The sequence below is a fragment of the Streptomyces sp. NPDC015139 genome, assembly GCF_043079785.1.
Lineage (GTDB): Bacteria > Actinomycetota > Actinomycetes > Streptomycetales > Streptomycetaceae > Streptomyces > Streptomyces albidocamelliae.
On the sequence record NZ_JBIBUW010000002.1, the window covers coordinates 367,419 to 392,730 of the forward strand.

A 25,312-nucleotide genomic window follows, 5' to 3' on the forward strand; every position below is an offset into this window, starting at 1 on the left:
TCAAACATTGGGTTGCCGGTGTCACTCTCTCCTCGCCGCCGCAGCGCTGTACATCCCCTGCATTCCGCCTGCGTCCCCACCCCACGGGACCAGTCCGAAGGAGATCGAGTGAGACAGCAGCCCCACGTCATCGGTGCCTCCCCCACTCCCCGCCGGACGGCCGTGCGCGCCGCCGCCCTGATCGGCTCGGCCGCGATGGTCGTCCTCGCACTGCAGAACGGCGCCGCGAACGCCGCCCCCGCCGCACACCCCTCAGGCGCTCGCGCGGTCGCCCTGAGCGCCCCGGCCCGCGCGGCCGCCCTGGAGTCCGCCCAGGACCACGCCGGCACGGCGGCGCACGCACTCGGCCTCGGCGCCAAGGAGAAGCTCGTCGCCCGCGACGTGGTCGAGGACGCGGACGGCACCGTGCACACCCGCTACGAGCGCACCTACGCCGGGCTGCCCGTGCTCGGCGGCGACCTGGTCACCCACGTGGCGAAGAGCGGCACACTCAAGGGCGTCAGCAAGGCGACCGGGGCGCGGATATCCGTGCCGTCCATCACCGCCGCCGTGCCCCCGGCCGGCGCGCGGAAGACCGCCCTGAAGGCAGCCGGCGTCGCCGAGGCCACCGCCTCCGCCTCCCGCAAGGTCGTCTGGGCCGCGGGCACCAAGCCGGTCCTCGCCTACGAGTCCGTCGTCAAGGGCGTCCGGCACGACGGCACCCCGAGCGAGCGGCACGTCATATCCGACGCCACGACCGGCAAGGAGATCTACTCCTACGAGGCCATCGACACCGGCACGGGCACCAGCCGGTACAGCGGCACGGTCCCGCTGGGCACCACCGCCTCCGCGGGCGGCGGCTACGACCTGACCGACGGTGGCCGCGGCGGCCACAAAACGTACGACCTGAACGGCGCCACGAACGGCACGGGCACGCTCTTCCACGACGCGGACGACGCCTGGGGCGACGGCACCGTGGCCAACCGCCAGACCGCCGCCGTCGACGCCGCCTACGGTGCGGCCGTCACCTGGGACTTCTACAAGTCGGCGTTCAACCGCAACGGCATCGCGGGCGACGGCAGGGCCGCCTACTCCCGGGTCCACTACGGCAACGCCTACGTCAACGCCTTCTGGAACGACAGCTGCTTCTGCATGACGTACGGCGACGGCCAGGGCAACGTCAACCCGCTGACGTCGCTGGACGTCGCCGGCCACGAGATGAGCCACGGCCTGACCGCGGCCACCGCCGGGCTGAAGTACAGCCGGGAGTCGGGCGGCCTGAACGAGGCCACGTCCGACATCCTCGGCACGTCGGTGGAGTTCTTCGCGAACAACAGCGCCGACCCCGGGGACTACCTCATCGGCGAGAAGATCGACATCAACGGCGACGGCACCCCGCTGCGCTACATGGACAGGCCCAGCAAGGACGGCGGCTCCGCCGACTACTGGTCCAAGTCGGTCGGCCGTCTCGACGTCCACTACTCCTCGGGCGTCGCCAACCACTTCTTCTACCTGCTGAGCGAGGGCAGCGGCGCGAAGACGGTCAACGGGGTCGCCTACGACTCCCCGACCTACGACGGCTCGGCCGTGACCGGCATCGGCCGGACCAAGGCGTACCAGATCTGGTACAAGGCGCTCAGCACCTACTTCACCTCGTCGACCGACTACGCGGGCGCCCGCACCGGCACCCTCCGGGCGGCGGCCGACCTGTACGGGTCGGGCAGCGCCGAGTACAACGCGGTGGCGGCCGCCTGGACGGCCGTGAACGTCAAGTAACCGCAACCACGGGCCGGGTACGGCGAGCCGGGCCGCTCCTCACGGGTGGGCCGGCTTGCCGTCCCCGTACAGCCAGTCCCGCCAGATCCCACGGAAGTCGTGGTCCGGCGCCCGCTTCTCCACGTACGCGGTGAACTCGGCGGTGCTCGCGCTGCCGTGGCGGTGGGCGGCCGCCCAGCCCTTGAGGAGGTCCCAGAAGGCCTCGTCACCTATCTTCTGCCGGATCTTCTGCAGGACCATGGCCCCGCGCTGGTAGACGGGGCTGTCGGAGATGTGCGCGGCGCTGGACGGCTTCGCCGGCGGGAACGCCCAGACTTCCTCGTGGTCCCCCTCGTAGTACTCGTCGAAGGTCTCCTGGGCGCTCTTGCCGCCGAAGTCCTCCCGGTACAGCCACTCCGCGTAGGTCGCGAAGCCCTCGTTGAGCCACATGTCCCGCCAGCTCTTCGGGGTGACCGAGTCGCCGTACCACTGGTGGGCGAGTTCATGGACGAGGGTGGAGGTGTCGGGAGCGCCCGGGAAGACCGGACGGGTCTGGGCCTCCAGGGCGTACTTCACGTCCTCCGGGCGGTCGACGACCGCACCGGTGGAGGAGAACGGGTACGGCCCGAAGTTGTACTCCTCCCACTTGACGATCTCGGGAATCTTCGCGAGCACCTTCTCGCTCGCCTTCGCCTGGGTCGGGTCCACGGCCGTGAGGACCGGCAGCCCGTGCGGGCCCTCGGTCCGGGTCATCGTGAAGTGCCCGACGGCGACGGTCGCGAGATAGCTCGCCATCGGCTGCGCCATGTGCCAGGCGTACGTCGTACGGCCCCCCTTGGTGCTCCGGCTCGTCAACTCGCCGTTGGACACCGCCTGGAGGCCCTTCGGGACGGTGACCGTGATGTCGTAGGTCGCCTTGTCGGACGGATGGTCGTCGCCGGGGAACCAGGCCATGGAGCCGACGGGTTCACCGAGGCCGAGGGCGCCGTCGGCGGTGGGCAGCCAGCCCTCCTCGGAGCCGTCGGGGTCGGTGAGGGTGCGTGGGGTGCCCGAGTAGCGCACGGTCGTGCTGAAGGTCTCGCCCTCGCGGAGGTCGTCGTGGGGCCGGACGGTGAGTTCCTGCCCGGCACGGCTGAAGCGGGCCTTCCTGCCCTCGACGGTGACCGAGTCGACGCGCAGTCCCACGAGATCGAGGTCGAAGGCGGACAGGTCCTTGGTGGCACGGGCGGTGATGACGGCCGTACCGGTGAGGTGGCGGCCCGCGGGGGTGTAGTCCAGGGTGAGGGCGTAGTGGCCGACGTCGTAACCGCCGTTGCCCGCCTTCGGGAAGTACGGATCGCGTACGCCGGAGCCGCCCGGGGTGCCGTGCACGCCGCCGTCGCACGCCGTGCCGGTGAGGGCGAGGGCCAGCAGCGCCGAGACGGCCGGGACAAGGCGTAAGGATCTGGACATGTCAGTGATCCTATAGACCCGCGTGCACCGGACCGGAGGCTGCGGTGGCGGGCGTGACACCATCTCTGTCGTGCTCGACATCGGCTACGCCCTCTCCAACCGGTTCCCCGACCCGCCGCAGACCGACTACCGCCGCGCGGACGTCCACGCGCTGCGGCACGACCTGTTCTGCGGAGACGTCTACCTCGCGGACACCAAGACCGACCGGGAGCTGTCCACAGCCTGGGGATGGGTGCCGGTGCTCGACTTCGCGTGGGCGCTGTGCGACATCGCGGAGCAGCTGGACCGGGACCCGATGGGCTCCCGCGCCGCCCGGCCGCAACGGGCGGAGCTGGACTTCACCGAGTCCAGCGACCGCATGCTCTTCGAGCGCCGCTTCGGCTGGGTCGACATCACCTCCGACTGGAGTCCGGCCGAGGAGTCCCCCCTGTCCTTCGCCCACACCGAACTCCGCCGTGAGGCACGCGACTTCCTCCAGGACCTCGTCGCGGACCTCACCGACCTCCACGACGACCTCGCGGAGAACCCGGCGATCTGGACCCTCCAGGCCCGCTTCCCCCGGGTGAAGTGAGCGCGGCCCGTCCATCACTCCACCCGGATCCCCAGCTCGGCCGCCAGGAACGGAGCCAGGTCGAGCAGCTGCCCGGTACTGATCACCGCCCCGGACAGCCGGTCCAGACCGCGCACGATCTCCAGCGGGACGGCCCCGCGCAGATCCACGTCCGTCAGCGCCGCGCCACCGAAGTCGGCCCCCTTCAGGGCGCAGTCGACGAACTCCACCCGCTCCAGGCTCGCGCCCGCGAAGTCCGGCTCGACCAGCACGCAGGAGTCGAAGACGACGTCCCGCAGACGGGCCTCGCGCAGGTTGAGGTAGTCCAGCTTGCCGCCCCGGACCACGACCCGCTCCAGCACCGCCCCGTGCAACTGCGTCCCGCCGAGACGCGCGTCGACCAGCTCGACATCACGGAACGTGGACTCGGCGAGATGCGTACCGACCCCCCGCAGCCCGGTCAGCACCGAGTCCAGCACCCGGGCCCGGCCCAGCGCCGTCTCGTCCACCACGCACCCGGTCAGCGCGCAGTCCATGAACCGCGCGCCCACCCCGTCGTGCCCGGCCAGGTCCGCCTCACGGAACTCCAGCCCGTCGTAGTCACCGTCGGGCTCCAGCCCGCCCCCCGCCCACGGCCGAAGGGGCGGCAGCCTCAGCTCCGGCCGCCGCGCACCCTTCACCCCTGCCCGGGCCGCCGGCCCGCCACCCGTCGCTCTCCTCGCCATGCCCCCATGCTGCACCCCGCCACTGACAACGCCCGGGCCCGCCCTTGACCTCAAGCGCGCTTGAGGTCGGAGGGTGGCCGGTGGAAACGCAGCCACCTCACGGGGGTCCCCATGCACGCCGTCCGTCTCCACGCCTTCGGCCCGGCCGAGAACCTGACCTACGAAGAGGTCGCGGACCCCGTCCCCGGCCCCGGGCAGGTACGCGTCGCGGTCGCCGCGGCCGGAGTGCACCTGCTGGACGCGGCCCTGCGGGAGGGCCGCCCGGGTCCGCTGCCCGCGCCGCCCGTCCTGCCGACCGTGCCCGGCCGCGAGGTCGCGGGCACCGTGGACGCGCTCGGCGACGGCACCGACGCCACCTGGCTGGGCCGGCGGGTGGTGGCCCACCTGGGCACCGTCCCCGGGGGCTACGCGGAACTCGCCGTCACCGGGGCCGACCGCCTCCACGAGATCCCGGCGGGCCTGGACCCCGCCGCCGCCGTGGCCATGATCGGCACCGGGCGTACGGCCCTGGGGATCACGGGGTTCGCGGAACCCGGACCGGACGACGTGGTGGTCGTACCGGCCGCGGCGGGCGGCATCGGCACGCTGCTGGTGCAGCACGCCAAGAACGCCGGGGCGACGGTCGTCGGCCTCGCGGGCGGGGCACGGAAGACCGCCCGCGTCCGCGCGAACGGCGCCGACCTCGCCGTGGACTACACCGCCCCCGGCTGGCCCGCCGAGGTCCGCGCCCGCCTCGCCGGGCGGCCGGCCACCATCGTCTACGACGGCGTCGGCGGCACCGTCGCGGAAGAGGCCGTCGCCCTGCTCGGCCCCGACGGCCGGCACCTCGTCTTCGGCTGGTCCGCGGAAGGCGTCGGTACCGGCCGGGGCCATGTCGTCGACGGCCTGACCGAGAGCGTCCTCGGCCCGCGCATGCTCCAGCGGGCGGGCGGCCTGCGCGCGCTCGAACTGCGCGCCCTCGACGAGGCCGCCCGCGGCCGGCTCCGCCCGGCCGTCACCCGGTTCCCGCTCGCCGAGGCCGCCGCCGCGCACCGGGCGCTGGAGAACCGCCGTACGACGGGAAAGGTGGTGCTGGAACCATGAGGCACCGACCCCCACCCGGCACCCCCGCGGACCACGACCCCCACCCGGATGCGATACGCCCCGATTCGTGGTCTTCTGGCCGGATGAGTATCGGCCGAACGGGTGAGACCGGAGACCCCTCCGCGACCACGGCGAGCGGAACCGATCCGCACCGGTGGTGGGGCCTCGTCGTCATCGCCCTCGCCCAGCTGATGGTGGTCCTCGACGCGACGATCGTGAACATCGCACTCCCCTCCGCCCAGCGCGCCCTGCACATGTCCGACGGCAACCGGCAATGGGTCATCACCGCCTACACCCTGGCCTTCGGCGGCCTGCTCCTCCTCGGCGGCCGCATCGCCGACCTCGCCGGACGCAAACGCACCTTCGTCATCGGGCTCATCGGCTTCGCCGCCGCCTCCGCACTCGGCGGCGCCGCCACCGGCTCCGGCATGCTCTTCGGCGCCCGCGCCCTCCAGGGCGCCTTCGCCGCCGTTCTCGCCCCCTCCGCGCTCAGCCTGCTGACCACGACCTTCACCGACCCCCGCGAACGCGGCAAGGCCTTCGGCATCTACGGCGCCCTCGCCGGCAGCGGCTCGGCGATCGGCTTCATCGTCGGCGGCCTGCTCACCGAATACCTCAACTGGCGCTGGTGCCTCTACGTCAACGTGCCCATCGCCGTCGCCGCCGTCCTCGGCGCCTCCGCCATGCTCCACGACCGCCCCCGCCACACCGACGCCCGCCTCGACATACCCGGCGCGATCCTCGGCTGCGGCGGCCTCGTCGCGATCGTCTACGGCTTCAGCGAGGCCGAACCGCGCGGCTGGACCGACCCCCTCGTCCTCACCCTGTTCGCGGCCGGCGCCGTCCTGCTCGCCGCCTTCGTCGGGTGGCAGAAACGGGCCCCCCACCCCCTCCTGCCGCTGCACATCATCCGCGACCGCAACCGCGCCGGCTGCTTCCTGACGATGATGCTCGCCGTGATCGGCATGTTCGGGCTGTTCCTGTTCATGACCTACTACCTCCAGGTCATCCTCGGCTACTCCCCCGTCAAGGCCGGCCTGGCGTTCCTGCCGCTCACGGCCGCCATCATCACCGGATCCACCCAGATCTCCGCACGCCTGCTCAACCACGTGGCCCCGCGCGTGCTGATGGTCCCCGGCCAGCTCCTCGCCGCCTCCGGCCTGCTGCTCCTGACCCGGATGACCGTCCACTCGTCCTACGCCGGCGAGATCCTCCCCGCCCTCGTCCTGCTCGGCCTCGGCATGGGCCTGACCTTCATGCCGGTCTTCGCCACGGCCACCGCCGGCGTCGCCCCGCGCGACGCCGGAGTCACCTCCGCGACCGTCAACACCTCCCAGCAGGTCGGCGGCTCCATCGGCACCGCCCTGCTGAACACCGTCGCCACCACCAGCAGCGCCGCCTACATCACCGCCCACCTGCACGACCCGGCCCACCGGGCCGCCGTCGTCCCCGAGGGCGTGGTGCACGGCTACACCGTCGCCATCTGGTGGGCGGCCGGCGTGATGCTCCTCGCCGGACTGATCGCGGGCCTGATGGTCACCGCCAGGGCCCCCGGACACGGCGCACCGGCCAAGGCGCCCGTCCCCGAATCGGTGACCTGACCCGCCGGCCGCCCCGACACGCCGCTCCGGGGCCGCGCCGTCAGCCGCGACCCGCCACCCGGTCCGCGACCCTCGCGAGCCGCGACGACTCCACCGCCGGATGCAGCCGCTCCCGCCGGTCGGCGGTGCGGTACGTGGCGTACATGCCGTGCACCCCGAGCCAGCGGAACGGCTCCGGCTCCCACCGGCGCACCTTGTGGTTCACCCACGGCAGCTCCGTCAGCTCCGTACGGCCACCCTGCCCGGAGTCCTGCTGCACCAGGTCGCGCAGGGTACGGGCCGCCAGGTTCGCCGTGGCGACGCCCGAACCGACGTACCCGCCCGCCCAGCCCAGACCCGTCGAGCGGTCCAGGGTCACCGTGGCGCACCAGTCCCGCGGCACACCCAGCACCCCCGACCAGGCGTGCTCGACCCGCGCCCCCACCAGCGACGGGAAGAAACGGGTCAGGATCTCCCGCAGCGCCTCGACCGTCGCCGTCTGCGTACGCCCGTCGTTGTCCGTCCGCGAACCGAACCGGTACGGCACCCCGCGCCCACCGAGCGCGATCCGCCCGTCGGCCGTGCGCTGGGCGTACATGTAGGCGTGCGCCATGTCCCCCAGCGTCTCCCGCCCGTCCCAGCCGATCCCCGCCCACTGCTCCTCGGACAGCGGCTCGGTCGCGATCATCGACGAGTTCATCGGCAGCCACGTCCGCCGCTGTCCCTTCAGCGACGCGGTGAAGCCCTCCGTGCAGCGCAGCACGTACGCGGCCCGCACCGTGCCGTACGGGGTGACGGCGTGCCGCGGGCGGATCTCGGTCACCGGCGTCGACTCGTGGATCGTCACCCCGAGCCCCTCCACGACGGACGCGAGCCCCTTCACCAGCTTCACCGGATGCAGCCGCGCACCGTGCGGCGTCCACGACGAGCCGACCGCGTCCGCCACCCTGATCCGTGCCGCCGTCTCCCGCGCGCCGAACAGCTCCCGGTCCTTCTCGCCGTACGACAGCTCGTGCTCGTGGAACTCCTTCAGCCGCGCCAACTGGGCCGGCGTCGTGGCCACTTCGAGCACACCACCCCGGTGCACGTCCGCCTCGACACCCTCCGCGGCGGCGACCGCGACCACCTCGCCGACCGTGTCGTTCATCGCCCTCTGCAACCGCACGGCCGCGTCCCGGCCGTGCAGCCGCGCGTACCGGTCACGGCCCGCGATGCCGTTGTACAGCCACCCGCCGTTGCGGCCCGAGGCGCCGTACCCGCAGAACTTCTGCTCCAGCACCGTGATCCGCAGGAAGGGGGCCGCCTTCTTCAGGTAGTACGCGGTCCACAGGCCCGTGTACCCGCCGCCCACGACGACCACGTCCGCCGACGCGTCCCCGGACAGCGGCTCCCGCACCGCCGGAAGACCGTCGTCCGCGTACCAGAAGGAGACCCCGCCGTTGACGACACCGCTTGCCGAGCTGCTCATGCCCGGGACGCTAACCCGTCGGACCGACCGGTGTCTCCTTCGGATTCCGTGCTTTCCGCCGCCCCCGGACCAGCGGAAAGCAGCTCAGCCCGATCAGCACCGCGACGAAGTGACCGAAGTCCGTGAAACTCGGCTCCGCGGCCAGCGGCAGCCCGAAGAACACCAGGACCGCCGCCAGATACGCGTACCGCCAGGGCACGGGAATCCGGTACGTGAGTACCGCGATCACCCCCGCCAGCGCGTAACTCACCCCGATGTCCAGCGTGTTGACGGCCGAGCGCGGAGCCACGCCGTCCCGGATCGCCATCAGCAGCACTCCTTCGCTGATCAGCGTCGCCAGCACGTGCGCCAGCGCGCACACCGCCAGCCACCGGGGCGTGCCCAGCCAGCGTTCGGCCGGCGCGTGGAACACCGTGTACAGCACCGCGTACGGGATCCAGTGCCCGCTGTCGATCCACATCGCGCTCGCCACCAGCACCCGCACGGGGGTGCGCGACAGCTCGTGGATGTTGGTCGACCGCTGCCGCAGGAAATGCTCCTCGAACTCCGGCGACATGTGGTGCAGCGCGACCGTCGTGATGAACAGGACCCCCAGCCACACGTACGTGCCGGGAGCACTGCGGACGTAGGCCCACACCCCGCTCATACCCCGGTGAATTCGCATGAGCCGATTCACGCACGCCGGTGTCGCCCGGCTCGTCATTGACATCCCCGGCGCCCCAGCGGGCCACCACCGGCCATAAAAAAGCCCAGGTGGGACCCCGTCCCACCTGGACCACTGGAGCCCCCTGTCGGATTCGAACCGACGACCTTCGCTTTACAAGAGCGGTGCTCTGACCAGCTGAGCTAAGGAGGCCCGCACGCGCCTGAGCGGCCGTGCCTGTGCAGTGTACCCACGTCCCGCCGCGGCCCCGGCGGAAAATTTCCGTGAAGTTCACAGGGGTGCGGGTGCTGACAGACCTGGTGGGCGGCAGGTACCGTCCTGACCCAGTTCACGCGTGTGGACTACACCAACCACCTTCCTACAACGGATCGTCCGGCACGTTCCTGCCGGTAGAAGGGGGCCCATTCACCATGGCCACTGTCACGTTCGACAAGGCGACCCGGATCTACCCGGGTTCCACCAAGCCCGCCGTCGACGGTCTCGACATCGCGATCGAGGACGGCGAGTTCCTCGTCCTGGTCGGCCCGTCGGGCTGCGGCAAGTCCACCTCGCTCCGGATGCTCGCGGGGCTCGAGGACGTCAACGGCGGAGCCATCCGCATCGGTGACCGCGACGTCACGCACCTGCCGCCCAAGGACCGGGACATCGCCATGGTGTTCCAGAACTACGCGCTCTACCCGCACATGTCGGTCGCGGACAACATGGGCTTCGCGCTGAAGATCGCCGGCGTCAACAAGGCGGAGATCCGGCAGAAGGTCGAGGAGGCCGCGAAGATCCTCGACCTCACCGAGTACCTGGACCGCAAGCCGAAGGCGCTCTCCGGCGGTCAGCGCCAGCGTGTCGCGATGGGCCGCGCGATCGTCCGTGAGCCGCAGGTCTTCCTCATGGACGAGCCGCTGTCCAACCTGGACGCCAAGCTCCGTGTCTCCACCCGCACGCAGATCGCGTCGCTCCAGCGCCGGCTCGGCATCACCACCGTCTACGTCACCCACGACCAGGTCGAGGCCATGACGATGGGCGACCGCGTGGCGGTCCTCAAGGACGGTCTGCTCCAGCAGGTCGACTCGCCGCGCAACATGTACGACCGGCCCGCGAACCTGTTCGTCGCCGGCTTCATCGGCTCCCCGGCCATGAACCTGGTCGAGGTCCCGATCACCGACGGCGGCGTGAAGTTCGGCAACAGCGTGGTCCCGGTGAACCGCGAGGCGCTGACGGCCGCCGCCGACAAGGGCGACCGTACGGTCACCGTCGGCGTCCGTCCCGAGCACTTCGACGTGGTCGAGCTGGGCGGCGCGGTCGCGGCCTCCCTCTCCAAGGACACCGCGGACGCCCCGGCGGGTCTCGCCGTCTCCGTGAACGTCGTCGAGGAGCTGGGCGCCGACGGCTACGTGTACGGCACCGCCGAGGTCGGCGGCGAGGTCAAGGACCTGGTCGTCCGCGTCAACGGCCGTCAGGTGCCGGAGAAGGGCTCCACGCTGCACGTCGTGCCGCGGCCGGGCGAGATCCACGTGTTCTCGACCTCCACGGGCGAGCGCCTCTCCGACTGACCCTCCGGGCGGCGCGTCGGCGCCGGGACCGGCCGAAGGGGCCCCGCGGATCACCGCGGGGCCCCTTCGCGGTCGCGACAAACCCCGGCGCAGCAATCATTTCGGGCGGGCCGCGTCAACCCCCTACCCGGAAATAAGCGCCTTCTCATCCCCCGAAGGGGTGACTAAATGTCGCCAAATCATTACCCCGCGCTACCCTCACACGCGTGAAGCACTCCACCACCCCTCAGACGCGACGCGGCCACCGGGGCGGCCCTGCCCGCCGGATCGGCCGCACTCTCGCCCTCGTCCTGCCCGTCTTCATGGTGCTCTCCGGAACCCTCGCGGTCACCCGGGTCAACTGGTCGGGGAGCCCCTCCGGCTCGGTGCTGGCCGCCTCGGACGTCTCCGCGGCGGCGCCCGTCAAGGCCGTCTCCCACGCCCCGCAGGACGTGCTCCGCGACCGGCTGATGTCCGAACTCCAGGACAAGAACCCGGGGGTGGTCCTCACCCACCTCCAGCAGGCGGTCAACGGACACCCCTCCCTCGCCCGGCACTGCTCCTCCATCGCCCGTGCGCTGGGCCAGGCCGCGGTGCGCATCTACGGCGCCTCACGCGCCCAGTCGTACGCCCGCCCGGTGTGCGACACGGCCTTCGCCTCGGGTGTGCTGACCGCGCACAGCTGAGCCCCGGCTCCGCGTCGCCCGCCCGTTCGGGGCCCGCGCCGGTAGGAAGTCGGTAACGGCTCCCGGAGGAGCGGGTCACCACCGGCGTACGGCGGTGGGGCGCCACGTACAGTGCGGTCATGACCCATCCGAACGCCGCGTCGCGCCCCACTCAAGCCGTGGTCCTGGCCGGTGGCCAGGGCTCCCGGCTGCGTCCGTACACCGACGACCGGCCCAAGCCGATGGTCGAGATCCCCGGTACGGGGACTCCGATCATCGGCCATCAGCTGTCCTGGCTCGCCGAGGAAGGCGTGACGGACGTGGTGGTCTCCTGCGGCCACCTCGCCGAGGTCCTGCAGAAGTGGCTGGACTCGGCCGACCTGCCGGTCTCCGTCACCACCGTCGTGGAGAGCGAGCCCCTCGGCCGCGGCGGCGGCCTCAAGTACGCCGCCGCGCATCTCCCCCACCCGGACCGGCCCTGGTACGCCACCAACGGCGACATCTGGACCCGCTTCTCCCTGCGGGACATGGCCGACTTCCACACCGAGCGGGACGCCGTGGCCACCCTGGCGCTGGCCCGTCCGCGCCTGCCCTGGGGTGCGGTGAAGACCGACGGGTTCGGGCACATCACCGACTTCATCGAGGCACCGCCGTCGACGTTCGAGATCAACGCCGGTGTCTACGTGTTCTCGCCCGAGTTCGCCTCCCTGCTCCCGGAGCGGGGGGATCACGAGCGGACGACGTTCCCCCGGCTGGCCCGGGAGCAGCGGCTGGCCGGGTTCCCCCTTCCGCAGGGGGCCTACTGGCGGGCCATCGACACGGCGAAGGATCTGACGGAGGCGGCCAAGGAGCTGGCGGCGCTGGGTCGCTGAGAGCGGTCGGGCCGAGAGCGGTCGAAGAGGGCCCCGTACCTGCCCGGTACGGGGCCCTTCGCCGTGTTCCGGTGGGTCAGCCCAGCAGGCCGCCCACCAGGCCCGGCTGGCCGGTGGAGGAGCTGCCGCCGGAGGTGCCGGTACCGCCACCGGTCGAGGAGGTACCGCCGGAGGTGCTGGTGCCGCCGGTGCTGGTCGGGCCGGCCGTGGTGCTCGGGACGCCTCCCGTGGGGGAGGTGGGGCGCGGCGGGGTCTGGCCCGTGGTGCCCTGGGTCTGGCTCGGGGCGGCCGTCGTGCCGCCGGCGGCCTTGGTGGCGCCCGGGGTCGTCGCCGCGCCCGAGGGGCTGGCACCGGCCGTCGCGCCGCCGGTGGGCGAGCTGGACGCGGACGGCGCCTTGCTGTGCCCCTTGCCGGGTTCCTCGGGGAGCGTGGAGCCGGGCAGGTTGTTGCGCGGGGCCTCGCCGGGGCCGGGGACGACGACGCGGCTGGAGTCGCGGACCGCGCCGCCGAGCAGGGAGCCGAGGAGCAGGGTGAGTCCGACGGTGACGGCCGTGATCAGCGCGCCGCGCCGCAGGACGAAGCGGCGCAGGTCCCAGATGTCGGCGCGGGGCCCGAGGCGTCGCCAGGCGCTGCCCGCGAGGCGGCCGTCCACGGAGTAGACGGGGGCGCCGGCGATGATCAGCGGCGACCAGGCGGCGAGGTAGATGATGTCGGGGGCGTCGTACGCCGGGACCGTCTTCCAGCTGACGGTGACGATCAGGGCGGCGGAGAGCAGGACGCCGAGCACCGCGGCCACGCGCTGCCAGCAGCCGAAGATGGTGAGGACGCCGACCACGACCTGGAGGAAGGCGATCACCAGCCCGGAGCCGACCGGGTGGTGCAGGGCGAACTGGCGCAGCGGCTCGGCGACGTCCCAGGGATGCAGGGTGTTGAGCCAGGTGACCATGGAGCCGCGCTTGCCGCCGTCGAAGTAGACGGGGTCGCACAGCTTGCCCATGCCGGCGTAGATGGAGATGAAGCCGAGGAAGATGCGCAGCGGGAGCAGGACGACGCCGAGGTTGAGCCGGCGGCCGGGGTAGTAGGCGTGCCGGGCCGGGTCGTCCCCGTGGCGCCTGGTGGTGGCCGGGGTGTCGGTGTCGGAGGAGGCGGTCCCGCCGTCGTACCCCTCGTACCGCTCGTGCCCCTCGTACCGCTCGTGCCCCTCGTAGCCGTCGTGGTCGTCGTAGCCCTCGTAGCCGTCGTAGGGCCCGAAGTCGTCGGTCGGGTAGGCGGGTTGGTCGTAGGCGCCGCCGACCGTGCGCATGTGCGGCAGGAGGCGGGTGCCGTCGGCGTCGGGGGCGGTGCGCTGATGGCCGACGACGGGCGTCTCGACGGTCTGGTCGAGGGTGTCGTAGGCGTCGGCGTAGCCGGTTCCGAGGCGCGGGATGACCTGGGTGGCGCCGGCTTCCGGTTCCTCGGCGTGTCGGACGCTGCTGCCTCGCACGGCCTGGAGGAGCCGGTGGGCGCCGGTGTCGTCGGGGGCGGACTTGCCGCTCCACACGACGGCGCGGCGGCGGCCGGCGGCGGCGCCGGGCCGGACCGCCGTGCCCATGGCGGGCATCCGGGCGGAGTCCTGGGTGGCGCTCAGTTGCCGGGCGATCCGCGGGGATTGGCTGCGCCTCGCCGATGCGCCCAGCTGTACGCGGAAGCTGGCGTGATTGACGATGACCTGCGCCGGATCGCTCGGCACCTTCACCATGCTCAGCGCGGGAGCGTCGTCGTATCCCGACGAGCGGTCCCCCGTGGGTGTGCGGGGTGTTCTGGTGTCCACACTCATCTAACCGAGTGACGTGGAGATAGGACACTGCTTTGACCGGCCGGATGTGTCCGGACCCCGTCAAAGCTGTCCCGAACGCCACAGGGGCACCGGAATCACCCCGCACAGGTGAACTTCCGGACGGGTGTTCAGCTCCGCCTGCGCGCCGCCTCGTACAGCACGATGCCCGCGGCCACACCGGCGTTGAGCGACTCGGCGCCGCCCGGCATCGCGATGCGCACCCGGTGGTCGCAGGTCTCGCCGACCAGACGGGACAGGCCCTTGCCCTCGCTGCCGACGACGATGACGACGGGGCCGTCCAGGGCCTGGAGGTCGCCGAGCTCGACCTCGCCGTCCGCGGCCAGGCCGACGACGGTGATGCCGGCCTTCTTGTACGCCTCCAGGGCCCGGGTGAGGTTGGTGGCGCGGGCGACCGGCGTACGGGCGGCCGCACCCGCGGAGGTCTTCCAGGCTCCGGCGGTCATGCCGGCCGAGCGGCGCTCGGGGACGACGACGCCGTGGCCGCCGAAGGCGGAGACGGACCGGACGACGGCGCCGAGGTTGCGCGGGTCGGTGACGCCGTCGAGGGCGACGACGAGCGGGTCGGCGCCCTCGTCGTAGGCGGCCGCGACGAGGTCCTCGGGGTGCGCGTACTCGTACGGCGGGACCTGCAGGACCAGGCCCTGGTGGTTCAGGTTGTTCGTCATGCGGTCCAGCTCGGGGCGCGGGGCCTCCATGAGGTTGATGCCGCCGCGCTCGGCGGCGAGCTGGAGGGCCTCGCGGACACGCTCGTCGTTGTCGATGAACTGCTGGACGTAGAGCGTCGAGGCGGGCACGCCCTCGCGCAGCGCCTCGACCACCGGGTTGCGGCCGACGACCAGCTCGGAGGCGGACCTGCCGCCCCGGCCGCGCACCACGGGGCGGCGCGTGGTCTGCTTCGCCTTGGCGTTGGCGATGCGGTTCTTCTTGTGTCCCTTGCGCATCTCGGCGGGCGGGGTGGGGCCCTTGCCCTCCAGGCCCTTGCGCCGCTGGCCGCCACTGCCGACCTGCGCGCCCTTCTTGCCGGACATGCGACGGTTGTTCGCGGCCATGATCTACCTGTCTCTGTGGTGCGTGCGGATGTGTACGTCTATGCAGTGTGCCGCCCGGAGGTCCGGGCGGCACAATCGATCACCGGATCGACGACGGTCTCAGCGCGGCCCGAGGCTCCAGCGCGGGCCCTGAGGACCGTCCTCGATGACCAGTCCCGACTGGTTGAGCTGGTCGCGGATGGCGTCGGCGGTGGCCCAGTCCTTGCGGGCGCGGGCGGACTCGCGCTGGTCGAGGACGAGGCGTACGAGGCTGTCGACCACGCCGTGCAGGTCCTCGCCCCGGTCGGCCTCGCCGGCCCAGTGCGGGTCGAGCGGGTCGAGTCCGAGGACGCCGAGCATGGCCCGCACCTCGGCGAGCCGGGCCACTGCGGCGTCCTTGTCGTCCGCGGCCAGCGCGCTGTTGCCCTGCCGGACGGTGGTGTGCACGATGGCGAGCGCCTGCGGGACGCCCAGGTCGTCGTCCATCGCCTCGGCGAAGGCGGGCGGGACCTCGGCGGCGGGTTCGACGACGCCGCCGGCCTTCTCCACCACGCGCTGCACGAAGCCCTCGATGCGCGCGAACGCCGACTCGGCCTCGCGCAGCGACTCCTCGCTGTACTCGATCATCGAGCGGTAGTGCGGGGTGCCGAGGTAGTAGCGCAGCACGATGGGGCGCCACTGCTTGACCATCTCGCTGACCAGCACGCTGTTGCCGAGCGACTTGGACATCTTGTCGCCGGCCATGGTGACCCACGCGTTGTGCACCCAGTACTGCGCGAACTCGTCGCCGTAGGCCTTGGCCTGGGCGATCTCGTTCTCGTGGTGCGGGAAGATCAGGTCGAGGCCGCCGCCGTGGATGTCGAAGGCGCTGCCCAGGTACTTGTGCGCCATCGCCGAGCACTCCAGGTGCCAGCCGGGGCGGCCGGGACCCCACGGGGTGGGCCAGGTCGGCTCGCCGGGCTTGGCGGACTTCCACATGGCGAAGTCGCGGGGGTCGCGCTTGCCGGTCTCGCCCTCGCCGGACGGCTGGAGCAGGTTGTCCAGTTCCTGCCGGGACAGCTCCAGGTACCGCGGGAAGGAGCGCACGTCGAAGTAGACGTTGCCGTCCGCCGCGTAGGCGTGGCCGCGCTCGATGAGGCCCTGCATCATCTCGGTCATCTCGGTGATGTGGCCGGTCGCGCGGGGCTCGTAGGTGGGCGGGAGGCAGCCGAGGGCGGAGTAGCCGTCGTTGAAGGCGCGTTCGTTCTCGTAGCCGATCGACCACCAGGGCCGGTTCTGCTCCTGGGCCTTCTTGATGATCTTGTCGTCGATGTCGGTGACGTTGCGGACGAACGTCACGTCGTAGCCGCGGTGGGCGAACCAGCGGCGCATGATGTCGAAGTTGAGGCCCGAGCGGATGTGCCCGATGTGGGGTGCCGCCTGCACGGTGGCACCACAGAGGTAGATCGAGACGCAACCCGGCTTGAGCGGGGTGAAGTCACGGATCTGCCGGGCGTTGGTGTCGTACAGGCGAATGGTCACCACTCCAGGGTAGTGGGCGCGGGGCCGTGCCATGTGCCCACTACCGCGGAATGCCGCGCCTCACATCATGCCGACGACCTTGCGCGGGGTGATGCGGACGACCACGCGTTCGGCGTCGTCGGCCGACGCCGGATTGAAGTCCGCGTACTTCTGGCCCGTGTACTTCTGGCTCAGCTCGTCGATGAGCGCCTGGCCGCCCTCGGTCGTCATCTCGGCGGTGCCCCGGATCTCGGCGTACTCGTAGGGCTGCTCGGGGTTCATGACGACGACCGTCACCCGGGGGTCGCGGTCGAGGTTCTTCTTCTTGCGGCGGTCGACCGTGGTGGAGAACAGGAGGGCGTCACCGTCGCGCTTGACCCAGACCGGGGACATCTGCGGGCTGCCGTCGGGCTGGAGGGTGCCGACGACGATGAACACCTTTTCGTCGAGCAGGGACTTGAGCCGGTCGGAGAGGGCGGCGGACATGGGTACCTCCGGTAAGCCTCGGGTCATCGGTGACTCGTCGGTGACTCTCCGGGTACCCTCGCACGCTCCCGGCTCACCCGCACCACCGGCACCGGCCGGCCGCCCCCTTCCGGACGCCGTCAGCCGGTGCGGACCACCAGTGCGGTCGCCACCGCCATCAGGCCCTCGTCGCGGCCGGGGAAGCCGAGACCGTCCGTGGTGGCGCCGGACACCGACACCGGGGCGCCCGCCGCCTCGGAAAGGATCTTCTGCGCCTCGTCGCGCCGCCTGCCGATCTTCGGGCGGGGCCCGACGACCTGGACGGCGACGTTGCCGATGGTGAAGCCCGCCGCGCGGACGATCCGAGCCGCCTCGGTGAGCAGGGTGGTCCCCGACGCGCCGGACCACTCGGGGCGGCCGGTGCCGAAGTGCTGTCCCAGGTCGCCGAGCCCGGCGGCGGAGAAGAGGGCGTTGCAGGCGGCGTGGGCGACGACGTCCGCGTCGGAGTGGCCGGCCAGCCCCGGTCCCTCGCCCTCCCACTTCAGGCCCGCGCACCACAGCTCGCGGCCCTCCTCGAAGGCGTGGATGTCGGTACCGATGCCGACCTGCGGCAGGAGCGGCCGGTCAGAAGCCATCGTTGAGCCTCCTGCGGGCGAGGACCGCCTCGGCGAGGACCAGGTCGAGCGGGCGGGTGACCTTGAAGGCCTCCTCGTGGCCGGGGACGGCCACGACCGTCAGCCCGAGCTGCTCCACCATGCTCGCGTCGTCGGTGACGTCCTCGGTGACGGTCTCGTGGGCGCGCAGCAGCGTCGCCCGGTCGAAGCCCTGGGGCGTCTGCACCGCGCGCAGCCGGGCCCGCTCGGGGGTCGCGACCACGGGTTCCGGGTCGCCGGCCGTGGCCGCGGGCGCCACCTCCTTCACGGTGTCGGCGAGCGGCAGCGCGGGGACCACGGCGGGAGCGCCGGCGCGGACGGCCTCGACGACCGCGTCGACGGTGTCGACGGGGACGAGCGGGCGGGCCGCGTCGTGGACGAGGACGACGCCGTACTCGGGCGGCAGGGCGTCCAGGCCGAGCCGGACCGACTCCTGGCGGGACTCCCCGCCGGGGACGACCAGGAAGTCCGTCCGCTCGGGCAGGGCGTGCGCGTCGAGCAGGGACTTGACCTCGGCGGCGCCGTCCGGCGGGGCGACGACGATCACCAGGGAGACGTGGCGGGACGCCGCGAGCGCGCGAACCGCGTGGATGAGCATGGGCGTGCCGTTCAGGGCACGCAGCGCCTTGGGGGCGCCCGGACCGAGGCGTACGCCCCGGCCTGCGGCGGGAATCACGGCGGCGACGGCGGTCTGCGCGGGTGAAGGGCGCGATTCGTCAGACATCGGTTCCTGTCAGGTTTGTGTGCTCGACCCAGGTGGGTATGGCCTGGAGGAGTGCCGGGCGCCAGGCCTTGACCGGACCCTTTCCGTGACTCTGGTCGAGCCGTCCGCCCGGGCCCGGCACGTCAAGTATCGGGGGACTTCCCCCGAGGTGTACGGCGGCTCGGTGCACGGATGTGCGGCGTGCCCGGCCGGACCCGGTGGGGAGGCGGTGCGCCGGGTACGAACATGCCGCAGCGCCCGGCGACATTTCCGTGTCATCGGGCACCGCGGCATTTCACTGTGCTGAGCGTGCTGCCGGCGACGGATCGCCGACGCCGCGCGTCAGGAGGCGAGCACCTCGTCGAGCAGGGCCTCGGCCTTGTCCTCGTTGGTGTTCTCCGCGAGGGCCAGCTCGCTCACCAGGATCTGGCGGGCCTTGGCGAGCATGCGCTTCTCACCGGCGGAGAGTCCGCGCTCGCGCTCGCGACGCCACAGGTCACGCACGACTTCCGCGACCTTGATGACATCGCCGGAGGCGAGCTTCTCCAGGTTTGCCTTGTAGCGACGGGACCAGTTCGTGGGCTCCTCGGCGTACGGTGCGCGCAGCACCTCGAAGACCCGGTCCAGCCCGTCCTGACCGACCACATCACGCACGCCGACGAACTCCGCATTGTCCGCTGGCACACGTACCGTCAGGTCACCCTGGGCGACCTTCAGCACCAAGTAGGTCTTGTCCACGCCTTTGATCTGGCGAGTTTCGATGGCCTCGATCAGCGCGGCCCCGTGATGGGGATAGACCACGGTGTCGCCAACCTTGAACGTCATGTGACAGGTACCCCTTCCGTGGCTATCCAGGGTAACACGGATACGGCGTCTTCTGAATGGCGTTTTCGCAGGTCAGGGCATATCTCGGGGCTTGACAACAGCAACCGGAACGTGCTGCGAGGGCCTTGCGGAAGCGGGTATTCGCAGGTCGGAGGGGCTCTCCGGGCGGGGCGAAACGCGTACGTTACACACGTCGGGAGCCGACTCCAAGTGGCCGAACATCCCGTTTTGTCCGGTTCCAGGCGTGCGACTTCCGCTACTCCGTTCGGTGACGGGAGGTGGATGTGAGACGAATCCAGAATTGATCAACGGCTGCCGGCCGGGTGGCGCGTGATCAATTCCGGGGCGGTCGCGCATTCCTTCACCGGCGGTTTTTGCGCGCCGGATCGGAAGCCGACTCGCGGGGCCTTTGTGAGAGATCGCCGTCGCGTTATGTGAATGAAGGACGAGCGGCCCGCAATGTGACTGGAGAGTCAGTTGTGGCGTCCGGGGTACCCCCACCCGGAGGGAAGGCCCGTGCTTGGGGGAGGGTCGGGTGCCGTCGCTCCGGAACGGCTCGGTAACCTAAGGCCCGCTGACAGACACTTAGGGTGGCTTTATCAGGAAGCCGCCCGCGCGTTCAAGGAGTTGCCGCCGCCGTGAGCAGCAGCCTTCGACGCGGCGCCCTCGCCGCCTCCGCCATCGTCTTCTCGATCGCCTCGCTCGCCGCCTGCGGTGCCGGCAACGACGCCCAGACTCTGGAGATCAAGCCGGACAACGCGGCGACCAGCGTCGGCGACATCAAGATCCAGAACGCCACGATCATCACGCAGCCCGACCTGAAGTCGACGGGTCCGGCCGTGATCTCGGCGACCGTGTTCAACTCGGGCAGCACCAGCCAGACCCTCGAGTCGATCGCGATCCCGGGCTCCAACGAGACCGTGAAGCTGACCCCGGCCAAGGGGCAGAGCCTGACCGTCCCGGCCGGCGGCTCGCTGGTCCTCGGCGGCAAGGACAACGCCTCCGCGCTGCTCCCCAGCGGCCGTGAGGCCGTGCAGGACGGCAACGCCCAGAAGGTGACCTTCACCCTCAGCAAGACCGGCGAGGTCGGCCTGGAGGCCTTCGTGGTCCCGGCCACCAGCTACTTCGACAAGTGGGGCCCGAGCGAGATCCCGTCCGCCTCGGCGACCGCCGGCGCCCCGGGCGCGACCGCGTCCGGCAGCGGCAAGCCCGGCAAGGGCGGGAAGGCGACCCCGTCGTCCTCCGCCACCGGCACCGCCGTCACCCCGAGCGACTCGGCGTCCCAGTCGTCCGCCGGCAACTGAGCGGCCGTACACGTACGACGGAGGGCGGCACCCCGGCCGGGGTGCCGCCCTCCGTCGTACGGCCGTGCGCGCGGGCTCAGGAGCGCCGGCGCCTGCCCTCGGCCTACGGCTCGAACTTGTAGCCCAGGCCGCGGACCGTGACCAGGTAGCGCGGGGCACCCGGGTCCGGCTCGATCTTGGCCCGCAGGCGCTTGACGTGGACGTCGAGGGTCTTGGTGTCGCCCACGTAGTCGGCGCCCCAGACCCGGTCGATGAGCTGCATGCGGGTGAGGACGCGGCCCGCGTTGCGCAGCAGCATCTCCAGCAGGTCGAACTCCTTGAGGGGCAGGTCGACCTTGGAACCGGCGACCGTCACCACGTGCCGGTCGACGTCCATACGGACCGGGCCCGCCTCCAGGGCGGCCGGGGTGACCTCCTCCGGCTCGCCCCGGCGGCGCAGCACCGCGCGGATGCGGGCGACCAGCTCGCGGGAGGAGAAGGGCTTGGTGACGTAGTCGTCGGCTCCTATTTCGAGACCGACCACCTTGTCGATCTCGCTGTCCTTCGCGGTCACCATGATCACGGGGACGTTGGAGCGGCCGCGCAGCTGACGGCACACCTCGGTGCCGGGCAGACCCGGCAGCATCAGGTCGAGGAGGACGAGGTCGGCGCCGTTGCGCTCGAACTCGTCGAGTCCGTCGGGGCCCGTGGCCGCGACGGCGACCTCGAAGCCCTCCTTGCGGAGCATGTACGACAGGGCGTCGGAGAAGGACTCCTCGTCCTCGACGACGAGCACTCGGGTCACGGAAGGACCTCCGGGGCGGGAAGCGGTTCGTACGGGGATGACTCGGTGGTGCCGGCCTCGTCGTCGAGGTCGGGATGCTGCTGAGCACGGTCGCGGGCGGCACCCGCCTCCGGCAGCTTGAGGGTGAAGGTGGAGCCCTGGCCCTCGGCGCTCCAGACCGTGACCTCCCCGCCGTGCGAGGCGACCACGTGCTTGACGATCGCGAGACCCAGACCGGTGCCGCCGGTGGCCCGGGAGCGGGCCGGGTCCACGCGGTAGAAGCGCTCGAAGACGCGCTCCTTGTCCTTCTCGGAGATGCCGATGCCCTGGTCGGTGACCGCGAGCTCGATCATGTCGCCGCCGCGGGCGGTGACCCGGCGGGCCGCTATGCCGACGCGGGTGCGGGCCGGGGAGTAGTTCACGGCGTTCTCGACCAGGTTGCCGAGGGCCGCGGCCAGCTGGCCCCGGTTCCCCCAGACATGCAGGTCGGCCGTGCCCCCGGCGGCCATGGTGATCTGCTTGGTGCCCGCCTGGTGGCGGCAGCGGTCGATGGCCTCGGCGACCAGTTCGTCCACGCGGACGGGCTCGGCGTCCTCGAGGGGGTCGTCGTTCTGGACCCGCGACAGATCGATGAGCTCCTGGACCAGGTTGGTCAGCCGGGTCGCCTCGATCTGCATGCGGCCGGCGAAGCGCTGGACGGCCTCGGGGTCGTCGGAGGCGTCCATGACGGCCTCGGAGAGCAGGGAGAGGGCGCCGACCGGGGTCTTGAGCTCGTGGCTGACGTTCGCGACGAAGTCGCGTCGTACCGCCTCGATGCGGCGGGCCTCCGTCAGGTCCTCGACCAGCAGCAGGACCAGGCGGGAGCCGAGCGGGGCCACGCGGGCGGAGACGGCGAGGGCCTCGCCGCGGCCGGTGCCCCTGCGGGGCAGGTCCAGCTCGACCTGGCGTATCTCACCGTCCCGCCTGGTGTCCCGGGCCATCTGGAGCATGGGCTCCACGGCGAGCTTGCCGCCGCGGACCAGCCCGAGGGCGTAGGCGGCGGAGCTGGCTTTGACTACGGCGTCGGCCTCGTCGAGGACGACGGCCGAGGAGCGGAGCACGGACAGTACGGTGTCCACGCCGGGCGGGAGTACGGGATCGGTGTGCAAGGAAGTCCTGGTGGGTCGCTTCTGGTCGCGTTCGCTCCAGCGGAACGCCAGCACGGCGATGACACCGGTGAGCACCCCGGCGATCGCTGCCGCTGCGGCGACCGCCGCGTTCACGTCCATGCCTCAAGGTTAGGCATGCCGTACGACATGGCCACAGCCATGGGAGTGCGACCTCGAACACTCGTCGCCCAGAGTTCACCTTGGAGCCAGTACCGGTTCATTTGTGGTGGCAGAAACGGACGCGTCCGGGGCAGAACGTGGGAGCGTGGGGATCGTGGGGGTTCGCACCGCCGGTCTCAGCACGGGCGCGCGAGGTGCCACGGCCCCGGCACCCCGGAACACACGTACGAGAGGGAACCCTGATGCGGGACGCGTACCACGAGGAACTGGACTCGATCGGCGACGGACTGGTGGAGATGGCCCGGCTGGTCGGGTCGGCGATCGGGCGCGCCACGACCGCCATCCTCGACGCCGACCTCAAGCTCGCCGAGAGCGTCATCGAGGCGGACCAGAAGGTCGACGAACTCCACCACGACCTGGAGGCGCGGGCGATAGCCCTGCTCGCCCGCCAGCAGCCGGTGGCGACGGACCTCCGTATCGTCGTCACGTCGCTGCGCATGTCCGCCGACCTGGAGCGCTCCGGCGACCTCGCCCAGCACGTGGCGAAGCTGGCCCGGCTGCGCTTCCCCGCCCGGGCCGTGCCGCAGGACCTGCACGCCACCATCCTGGAGATGGGCCAGCTCGCGCAGCGCCTGATGGCCAAGGCCGCCGAGGTGATCATCACGAAGGACGTCGACCTCGCGCTCCAGCTGGAGCAGGACGACGACGAGATGGACCTCCTGCACCGCACCCTCTTCCAGCACCTGATCGACGACCGCTGGAAGCACGGCATCGAGACGGCCGTGGACGTCACCCTGCTCGGCCGCTACTACGAGCGGTACGCCGACCACGCCGTGGCCGTCGCCAAGCGCGTCGTCTACCTGGTCACGGGCGAGCACGCGGACGAGCTCCAGGCGGACATCCAGCCGGCGACGGGCGTCGAGGGCGCCTAGCCCTCCGGGAGCCGGGGCGAGTCTCCTCCCGTACGGGGCACGACGAGGGGCCGGCGCGAAACACGTTCGCACCGGCCCCTCGACGACGGTCGTACCGGTCGCTCGGGTCAGCCGCACTGGCACGGGTTGCCCGACTGGCACCCGCAGCCGCAACCCGAGCCGCAGCCGCACGCGCCGAACAGCGGCAGGCTCCTGATCTCGGCGGGCTGCTCGGTCTCGCGCTCCTGCGTGGGGTCCGGGTTCGTGCTGGGGGATTCGGCCATGGGTCCCTCCTAGACGCTGGGGCAGGGATGCCCTCGCTCATTCCATGCCCGCTCCCCTGGGCGCATCAACGGCGCACGGAGGCGCCCACGCCCCTCCCCTTCGAGCCCCCACCGCCGAACGCTCCGGCACCCGTGACCGCCCCGGTGGGCGACGAGGCCGGCGAAGGCACCGACGGCGCGGTCGGGCCGGCGGGTCAGGCCGACGGGTCAGGCCGGCGGCGACTGCGCACGCCGGTGCAGATCCTCCAGCGCGTTCTCCAGGCTGCTCCTGCGGTACCAGTCCAGCCACTCCCCCGCCTCCCGCGCGACTCCGTCCAGCGCGGCGAGTTCGCCCGGGGTGTGGGTGTGGCCCGGGAGGGTGTGGTGGGTGGACACCACACCCTGCGGACGGCCGGCGGCGCCCGGGATGGGCGTGCACTGCACGGAACGGCTGTGGACGGCGAGCACAGCGGCGCGTGAGGGCTCGTCGAAAACTGAGGTGGTCGCCACGTCGTCCACCACCACCCGCGCGCTCTTGCGGGCCGCCTGACCGCAGGCGGTGCTGGTGTCGTCGATCACCGCGAAGAAGCGCACGAACTCGGCGGAGTATCCGCAGTGCGACTCCATCCGCAGGGTGTGGTCGTCGACATCGAGCAACTGCACGTTGGCCATGTCGGTGTGCGTGATCCCGCAGACCGCGTCCCGCAGTGCGTCGAGGAACGCGGGCAGCGACAGCGGCCGGTCCCGTGGCCCGCTGACGAAGCGGACGGCGGGCGGGGCGGCGGGGCCGTCGCCGGGGAACCACTCCTCGCCGGGTCGCGGCGGTGGCGTGTGCGTGAGGGCGGCCGCGAGTTCGACGGTGGCCAGCCCGTGCTCCCGGGCGACGGACCGCAGCAGCGCGCGGGCACGGGTGGGGCCCCGCAGGCCGTAACGCTCCGTCAGCACGCCCTCGGCCCGGGCGTCCAGGGCCCTGCCGAGTACGGCGTGCCGCAGCCTCAGGGCGTCGGTGCGCAAATACCGGTCGGAGAGGTCGGGGTCGGTCACGACGGGTGCGGCGACCGCGGCGGCGATCACGGCGGCGAGTGCCGCGGCCACCGACGCGTACTGCTCCGGCGCCGCCCGGTCCGCGGCGGTGCGGGCGAGTACGGCGGCGGCCTGCGGCGGACACCCGGCGAGGCGCAGGGCGCGACCGTGCGCGGCGCCCGTCCGCGCGACAGCGCAGAGGACCTCGGCACCGGCGGACGACAGCAGACGCAGTCCGCTGAGGTCGACGACGAGCTGGGCGGGGCCCGTGGCGGCGAGCGCGGCGGCGAGTCCGTCACGGGAGGCGGCGTCCACGAAGCCGCTGAGCGCCAGGACCGTCAGCCGGCCACCGGCGAGTCCGGGGACGGCGAGGTCGGCCACGGTGTCACAGGTGAAGTGCTGCATGGCCGCTCTCCCCGCGTCGGGAGGCCACGTGATCCGGCGGGTCTC

The 25,312-nt window shown here is 71.9% G+C and carries 24 protein-coding genes and 1 tRNA gene; 9 read left to right on the top strand and 16 right to left on the bottom strand.

Features of this window, described 5'->3' with window-relative positions:
• The first annotated feature begins 195 nt into the window (after positions 1–195).
• A complete protein-coding gene (locus tag ACF08B_RS06160) occupies positions 196–1,755 on the top strand; it encodes a M4 family metallopeptidase (RefSeq protein WP_392316689.1) in 1,560 nt (519 codons plus the stop codon).
• A 39-nt stretch (positions 1,756–1,794) separates the two neighbouring features.
• On the opposite strand, the gene ACF08B_RS06165 is transcribed toward ACF08B_RS06160, so the two are convergent.
• Positions 1,795–3,186, bottom strand: a complete 1,392-nt coding sequence (locus ACF08B_RS06165) for a M1 family metallopeptidase (RefSeq protein WP_392316319.1) — start codon at positions 3,184–3,186, stop codon at positions 1,795–1,797.
• 70 nt (positions 3,187–3,256) lie between these two features.
• On the opposite strand from ACF08B_RS06165, the gene ACF08B_RS06170 reads away from it, so the two are divergent.
• Positions 3,257–3,757 (top strand): hypothetical protein, encoded by a 501-nt coding sequence (locus ACF08B_RS06170; RefSeq protein ID WP_392316320.1) that lies wholly within the window; start codon positions 3,257–3,259, stop codon positions 3,755–3,757.
• 14 nt (positions 3,758–3,771) lie between these two features.
• Here ACF08B_RS06170 and ACF08B_RS06175 read toward each other — a convergent pair whose 3' ends face one another.
• Entirely contained in the window at positions 3,772–4,461 is a 690-nt protein-coding gene (locus ACF08B_RS06175) for a pentapeptide repeat-containing protein (RefSeq protein ID WP_093475858.1), read from the bottom strand.
• 111 nt (positions 4,462–4,572) lie between these two features.
• Between ACF08B_RS06175 and ACF08B_RS06180 the strand changes: the two genes are divergently transcribed.
• Both ACF08B_RS06180 and ACF08B_RS06185 read left to right on the top strand, forming a co-directional pair.
• Positions 4,573–5,544 carry a zinc-binding dehydrogenase gene (locus tag ACF08B_RS06180; protein WP_392316321.1) on the top strand — a complete coding sequence of 324 codons (972 nt, stop codon included), beginning with the start codon at positions 4,573–4,575 and terminating at the stop codon, positions 5,542–5,544.
• A gap of 83 nt (positions 5,545–5,627) precedes the next feature.
• Positions 5,628–7,145: an MFS transporter gene (locus ACF08B_RS06185; protein WP_392316322.1), complete on the top strand. Its 1,518-nt coding sequence runs from the start codon at positions 5,628–5,630 to the stop codon at positions 7,143–7,145.
• A 40-nt stretch (positions 7,146–7,185) separates the two neighbouring features.
• On the opposite strand, the gene ACF08B_RS06190 is transcribed toward ACF08B_RS06185, so the two are convergent.
• The 3 genes from ACF08B_RS06190 to ACF08B_RS06200 form a co-directional block, all read right to left on the bottom strand.
• On the bottom strand, positions 7,186–8,592 hold the full coding sequence (locus ACF08B_RS06190) for an NAD(P)/FAD-dependent oxidoreductase (protein ID WP_392316323.1): 1,407 nt from the start codon (positions 8,590–8,592) through the stop codon (positions 7,186–7,188).
• Between the two features lie 10 nt (positions 8,593–8,602).
• Positions 8,603–9,256 carry a rhomboid-like protein gene (locus ACF08B_RS06195; RefSeq protein WP_392316324.1) on the bottom strand — a complete coding sequence of 218 codons (654 nt, stop codon included), beginning with the start codon at positions 9,254–9,256 and terminating at the stop codon, positions 8,603–8,605.
• 115 nt (positions 9,257–9,371) lie between these two features.
• A tRNA-Thr gene (locus ACF08B_RS06200) sits at positions 9,372–9,448 on the bottom strand.
• A 218-nt stretch (positions 9,449–9,666) separates the two neighbouring features.
• Here ACF08B_RS06200 and ACF08B_RS06205 point away from each other — a divergent pair.
• The 3 genes from ACF08B_RS06205 to ACF08B_RS06215 all read left to right on the top strand — a co-directional run bounded on the left by ACF08B_RS06205 (position 9,667) and on the right by ACF08B_RS06215 (position 12,319).
• Complete coding sequence (locus tag ACF08B_RS06205; RefSeq protein ID WP_392316325.1) at positions 9,667–10,803, top strand: ABC transporter ATP-binding protein; 1,137 nt, start codon at positions 9,667–9,669, stop codon at positions 10,801–10,803.
• 206 nt (positions 10,804–11,009) lie between these two features.
• On the top strand, positions 11,010–11,468 hold the full coding sequence (locus ACF08B_RS06210) for a hypothetical protein (protein WP_093475872.1): 459 nt from the start codon (positions 11,010–11,012) through the stop codon (positions 11,466–11,468).
• Positions 11,469–11,587: 119 nt separating this feature from the next.
• A complete protein-coding gene (locus ACF08B_RS06215) occupies positions 11,588–12,319 on the top strand; it encodes a nucleotidyltransferase family protein (protein ID WP_073887951.1) in 732 nt (243 codons plus the stop codon).
• Between the two features lie 76 nt (positions 12,320–12,395).
• Here the strand turns inward: ACF08B_RS06215 and ACF08B_RS06220 are convergent, their stop codons facing one another.
• The 7 genes from ACF08B_RS06220 to ACF08B_RS06250 all read right to left on the bottom strand — a co-directional run bounded on the left by ACF08B_RS06220 (position 12,396) and on the right by ACF08B_RS06250 (position 19,330).
• Positions 12,396–14,135, bottom strand: coding sequence for a DoxX family protein (locus tag ACF08B_RS06220; protein WP_392316326.1), 1,740 nt, complete (start codon positions 14,133–14,135; stop codon positions 12,396–12,398).
• Positions 14,136–14,263: 128 nt separating this feature from the next.
• A complete protein-coding gene (gene rlmB / locus ACF08B_RS06225) occupies positions 14,264–15,205 on the bottom strand; it encodes a 23S rRNA (guanosine(2251)-2'-O)-methyltransferase RlmB (RefSeq protein WP_392316327.1) in 942 nt (313 codons plus the stop codon).
• Between the two features lie 99 nt (positions 15,206–15,304).
• Positions 15,305–16,705 carry a cysteine--tRNA ligase gene (cysS, locus tag ACF08B_RS06230; protein ID WP_392316328.1) on the bottom strand — a complete coding sequence of 467 codons (1,401 nt, stop codon included), beginning with the start codon at positions 16,703–16,705 and terminating at the stop codon, positions 15,305–15,307.
• A 60-nt stretch (positions 16,706–16,765) separates the two neighbouring features.
• Positions 16,766–17,170, bottom strand: a complete 405-nt coding sequence (locus ACF08B_RS06235) for a PPOX class F420-dependent oxidoreductase (RefSeq protein WP_392316329.1) — start codon at positions 17,168–17,170, stop codon at positions 16,766–16,768.
• A 119-nt stretch (positions 17,171–17,289) separates the two neighbouring features.
• Positions 17,290–17,784 (bottom strand): 2-C-methyl-D-erythritol 2,4-cyclodiphosphate synthase, encoded by a 495-nt coding sequence (gene ispF / locus ACF08B_RS06240; RefSeq protein WP_392165622.1) that lies wholly within the window; start codon positions 17,782–17,784, stop codon positions 17,290–17,292.
• A complete protein-coding gene (ispD, locus tag ACF08B_RS06245; RefSeq protein WP_073887941.1) occupies positions 17,774–18,526 on the bottom strand; it encodes a 2-C-methyl-D-erythritol 4-phosphate cytidylyltransferase in 753 nt (250 codons plus the stop codon). The genes ispF and ispD overlap by 11 nt, the downstream gene beginning before the upstream one ends.
• A 321-nt stretch (positions 18,527–18,847) precedes the next feature.
• Positions 18,848–19,330 carry a CarD family transcriptional regulator gene (locus ACF08B_RS06250; RefSeq protein ID WP_003953493.1) on the bottom strand — a complete coding sequence of 161 codons (483 nt, stop codon included), beginning with the start codon at positions 19,328–19,330 and terminating at the stop codon, positions 18,848–18,850.
• Between the two features lie 638 nt (positions 19,331–19,968).
• Between ACF08B_RS06250 and ACF08B_RS06255 the strand changes: the two genes are divergently transcribed.
• The gene (locus ACF08B_RS06255) at positions 19,969–20,634 is read left to right on the top strand and encodes a DUF461 domain-containing protein (protein ID WP_392316330.1); all 666 of its coding nucleotides are present in this window, start codon (positions 19,969–19,971) and stop codon (positions 20,632–20,634) included.
• A gap of 103 nt (positions 20,635–20,737) precedes the next feature.
• Here ACF08B_RS06255 and ACF08B_RS06260 read toward each other — a convergent pair whose 3' ends face one another.
• The gene (locus ACF08B_RS06260; protein ID WP_030342036.1) at positions 20,738–21,418 is read right to left on the bottom strand and encodes a response regulator transcription factor; all 681 of its coding nucleotides are present in this window, start codon (positions 21,416–21,418) and stop codon (positions 20,738–20,740) included.
• Positions 21,415–22,665: a cell wall metabolism sensor histidine kinase WalK gene (locus ACF08B_RS06265; protein ID WP_093475884.1), complete on the bottom strand. Its 1,251-nt coding sequence runs from the start codon at positions 22,663–22,665 to the stop codon at positions 21,415–21,417. Before ACF08B_RS06265 ends, ACF08B_RS06260 begins: the two co-directional genes overlap by 4 nt.
• Before the next feature lie 242 nt (positions 22,666–22,907).
• On the opposite strand from ACF08B_RS06265, the gene phoU reads away from it, so the two are divergent.
• Positions 22,908–23,597, top strand: a complete 690-nt coding sequence (gene phoU / locus ACF08B_RS06270) for a phosphate signaling complex protein PhoU (RefSeq protein ID WP_392165630.1) — start codon at positions 22,908–22,910, stop codon at positions 23,595–23,597.
• Between the two features lie 107 nt (positions 23,598–23,704).
• On the opposite strand, the gene ACF08B_RS06275 is transcribed toward phoU, so the two are convergent.
• Both ACF08B_RS06275 and ACF08B_RS06280 read right to left on the bottom strand, forming a co-directional pair.
• Positions 23,705–23,860: a hypothetical protein gene (locus ACF08B_RS06275; RefSeq protein WP_392316331.1), complete on the bottom strand. Its 156-nt coding sequence runs from the start codon at positions 23,858–23,860 to the stop codon at positions 23,705–23,707.
• Between the two features lie 207 nt (positions 23,861–24,067).
• Positions 24,068–25,267, bottom strand: coding sequence for an STAS domain-containing protein (locus ACF08B_RS06280; RefSeq protein WP_392316332.1), 1,200 nt, complete (start codon positions 25,265–25,267; stop codon positions 24,068–24,070).
• Positions 25,268–25,312 lie beyond the last annotated feature (45 nt).

Coding starts and splice junctions, on each gene's coding strand:
- ACF08B_RS06160 (WP_392316689.1), top strand. CDS start 196: ATGGTCGTCCTCGCACTGCAGAACGGCGCCGCGAACGCCGCCCCCGCC.
- ACF08B_RS06165 (WP_392316319.1), bottom strand. CDS start 3,186: ATGTCCAGATCCTTACGCCTTGTCCCGGCCGTCTCGGCGCTGCTGGCC.
- ACF08B_RS06175 (WP_093475858.1), bottom strand. CDS start 4,461: ATGGCGAGGAGAGCGACGGGTGGCGGGCCGGCGGCCCGGGCAGGGGTG.
- ACF08B_RS06180 (WP_392316321.1), top strand. CDS start 4,573: ATGCACGCCGTCCGTCTCCACGCCTTCGGCCCGGCCGAGAACCTGACC.
- ACF08B_RS06185 (WP_392316322.1), top strand. CDS start 5,628: ATGAGTATCGGCCGAACGGGTGAGACCGGAGACCCCTCCGCGACCACG.
- ACF08B_RS06190 (WP_392316323.1), bottom strand. CDS start 8,592: ATGAGCAGCTCGGCAAGCGGTGTCGTCAACGGCGGGGTCTCCTTCTGG.
- ACF08B_RS06195 (WP_392316324.1), bottom strand. CDS start 9,256: ATGCGAATTCACCGGGGTATGAGCGGGGTGTGGGCCTACGTCCGCAGT.
- ACF08B_RS06205 (WP_392316325.1), top strand. CDS start 9,667: ATGGCCACTGTCACGTTCGACAAGGCGACCCGGATCTACCCGGGTTCC.
- ACF08B_RS06215 (WP_073887951.1), top strand. CDS start 11,588: ATGACCCATCCGAACGCCGCGTCGCGCCCCACTCAAGCCGTGGTCCTG.
- ACF08B_RS06220 (WP_392316326.1), bottom strand. CDS start 14,135: ATGAGTGTGGACACCAGAACACCCCGCACACCCACGGGGGACCGCTCG.
- rlmB (WP_392316327.1), bottom strand. CDS start 15,205: ATGGCCGCGAACAACCGTCGCATGTCCGGCAAGAAGGGCGCGCAGGTC.
- ACF08B_RS06235 (WP_392316329.1), bottom strand. CDS start 17,170: ATGTCCGCCGCCCTCTCCGACCGGCTCAAGTCCCTGCTCGACGAAAAG.
- ispF (WP_392165622.1), bottom strand. CDS start 17,784: ATGGCTTCTGACCGGCCGCTCCTGCCGCAGGTCGGCATCGGTACCGAC.
- ispD (WP_073887941.1), bottom strand. CDS start 18,526: ATGTCTGACGAATCGCGCCCTTCACCCGCGCAGACCGCCGTCGCCGCC.
- ACF08B_RS06250 (WP_003953493.1), bottom strand. CDS start 19,330: ATGACGTTCAAGGTTGGCGACACCGTGGTCTATCCCCATCACGGGGCC.
- ACF08B_RS06265 (WP_093475884.1), bottom strand. CDS start 22,665: ATGGACGTGAACGCGGCGGTCGCCGCAGCGGCAGCGATCGCCGGGGTG.
- phoU (WP_392165630.1), top strand. CDS start 22,908: ATGCGGGACGCGTACCACGAGGAACTGGACTCGATCGGCGACGGACTG.
- ACF08B_RS06275 (WP_392316331.1), bottom strand. CDS start 23,860: ATGGCCGAATCCCCCAGCACGAACCCGGACCCCACGCAGGAGCGCGAG.
- ACF08B_RS06280 (WP_392316332.1), bottom strand. CDS start 25,267: ATGCAGCACTTCACCTGTGACACCGTGGCCGACCTCGCCGTCCCCGGA.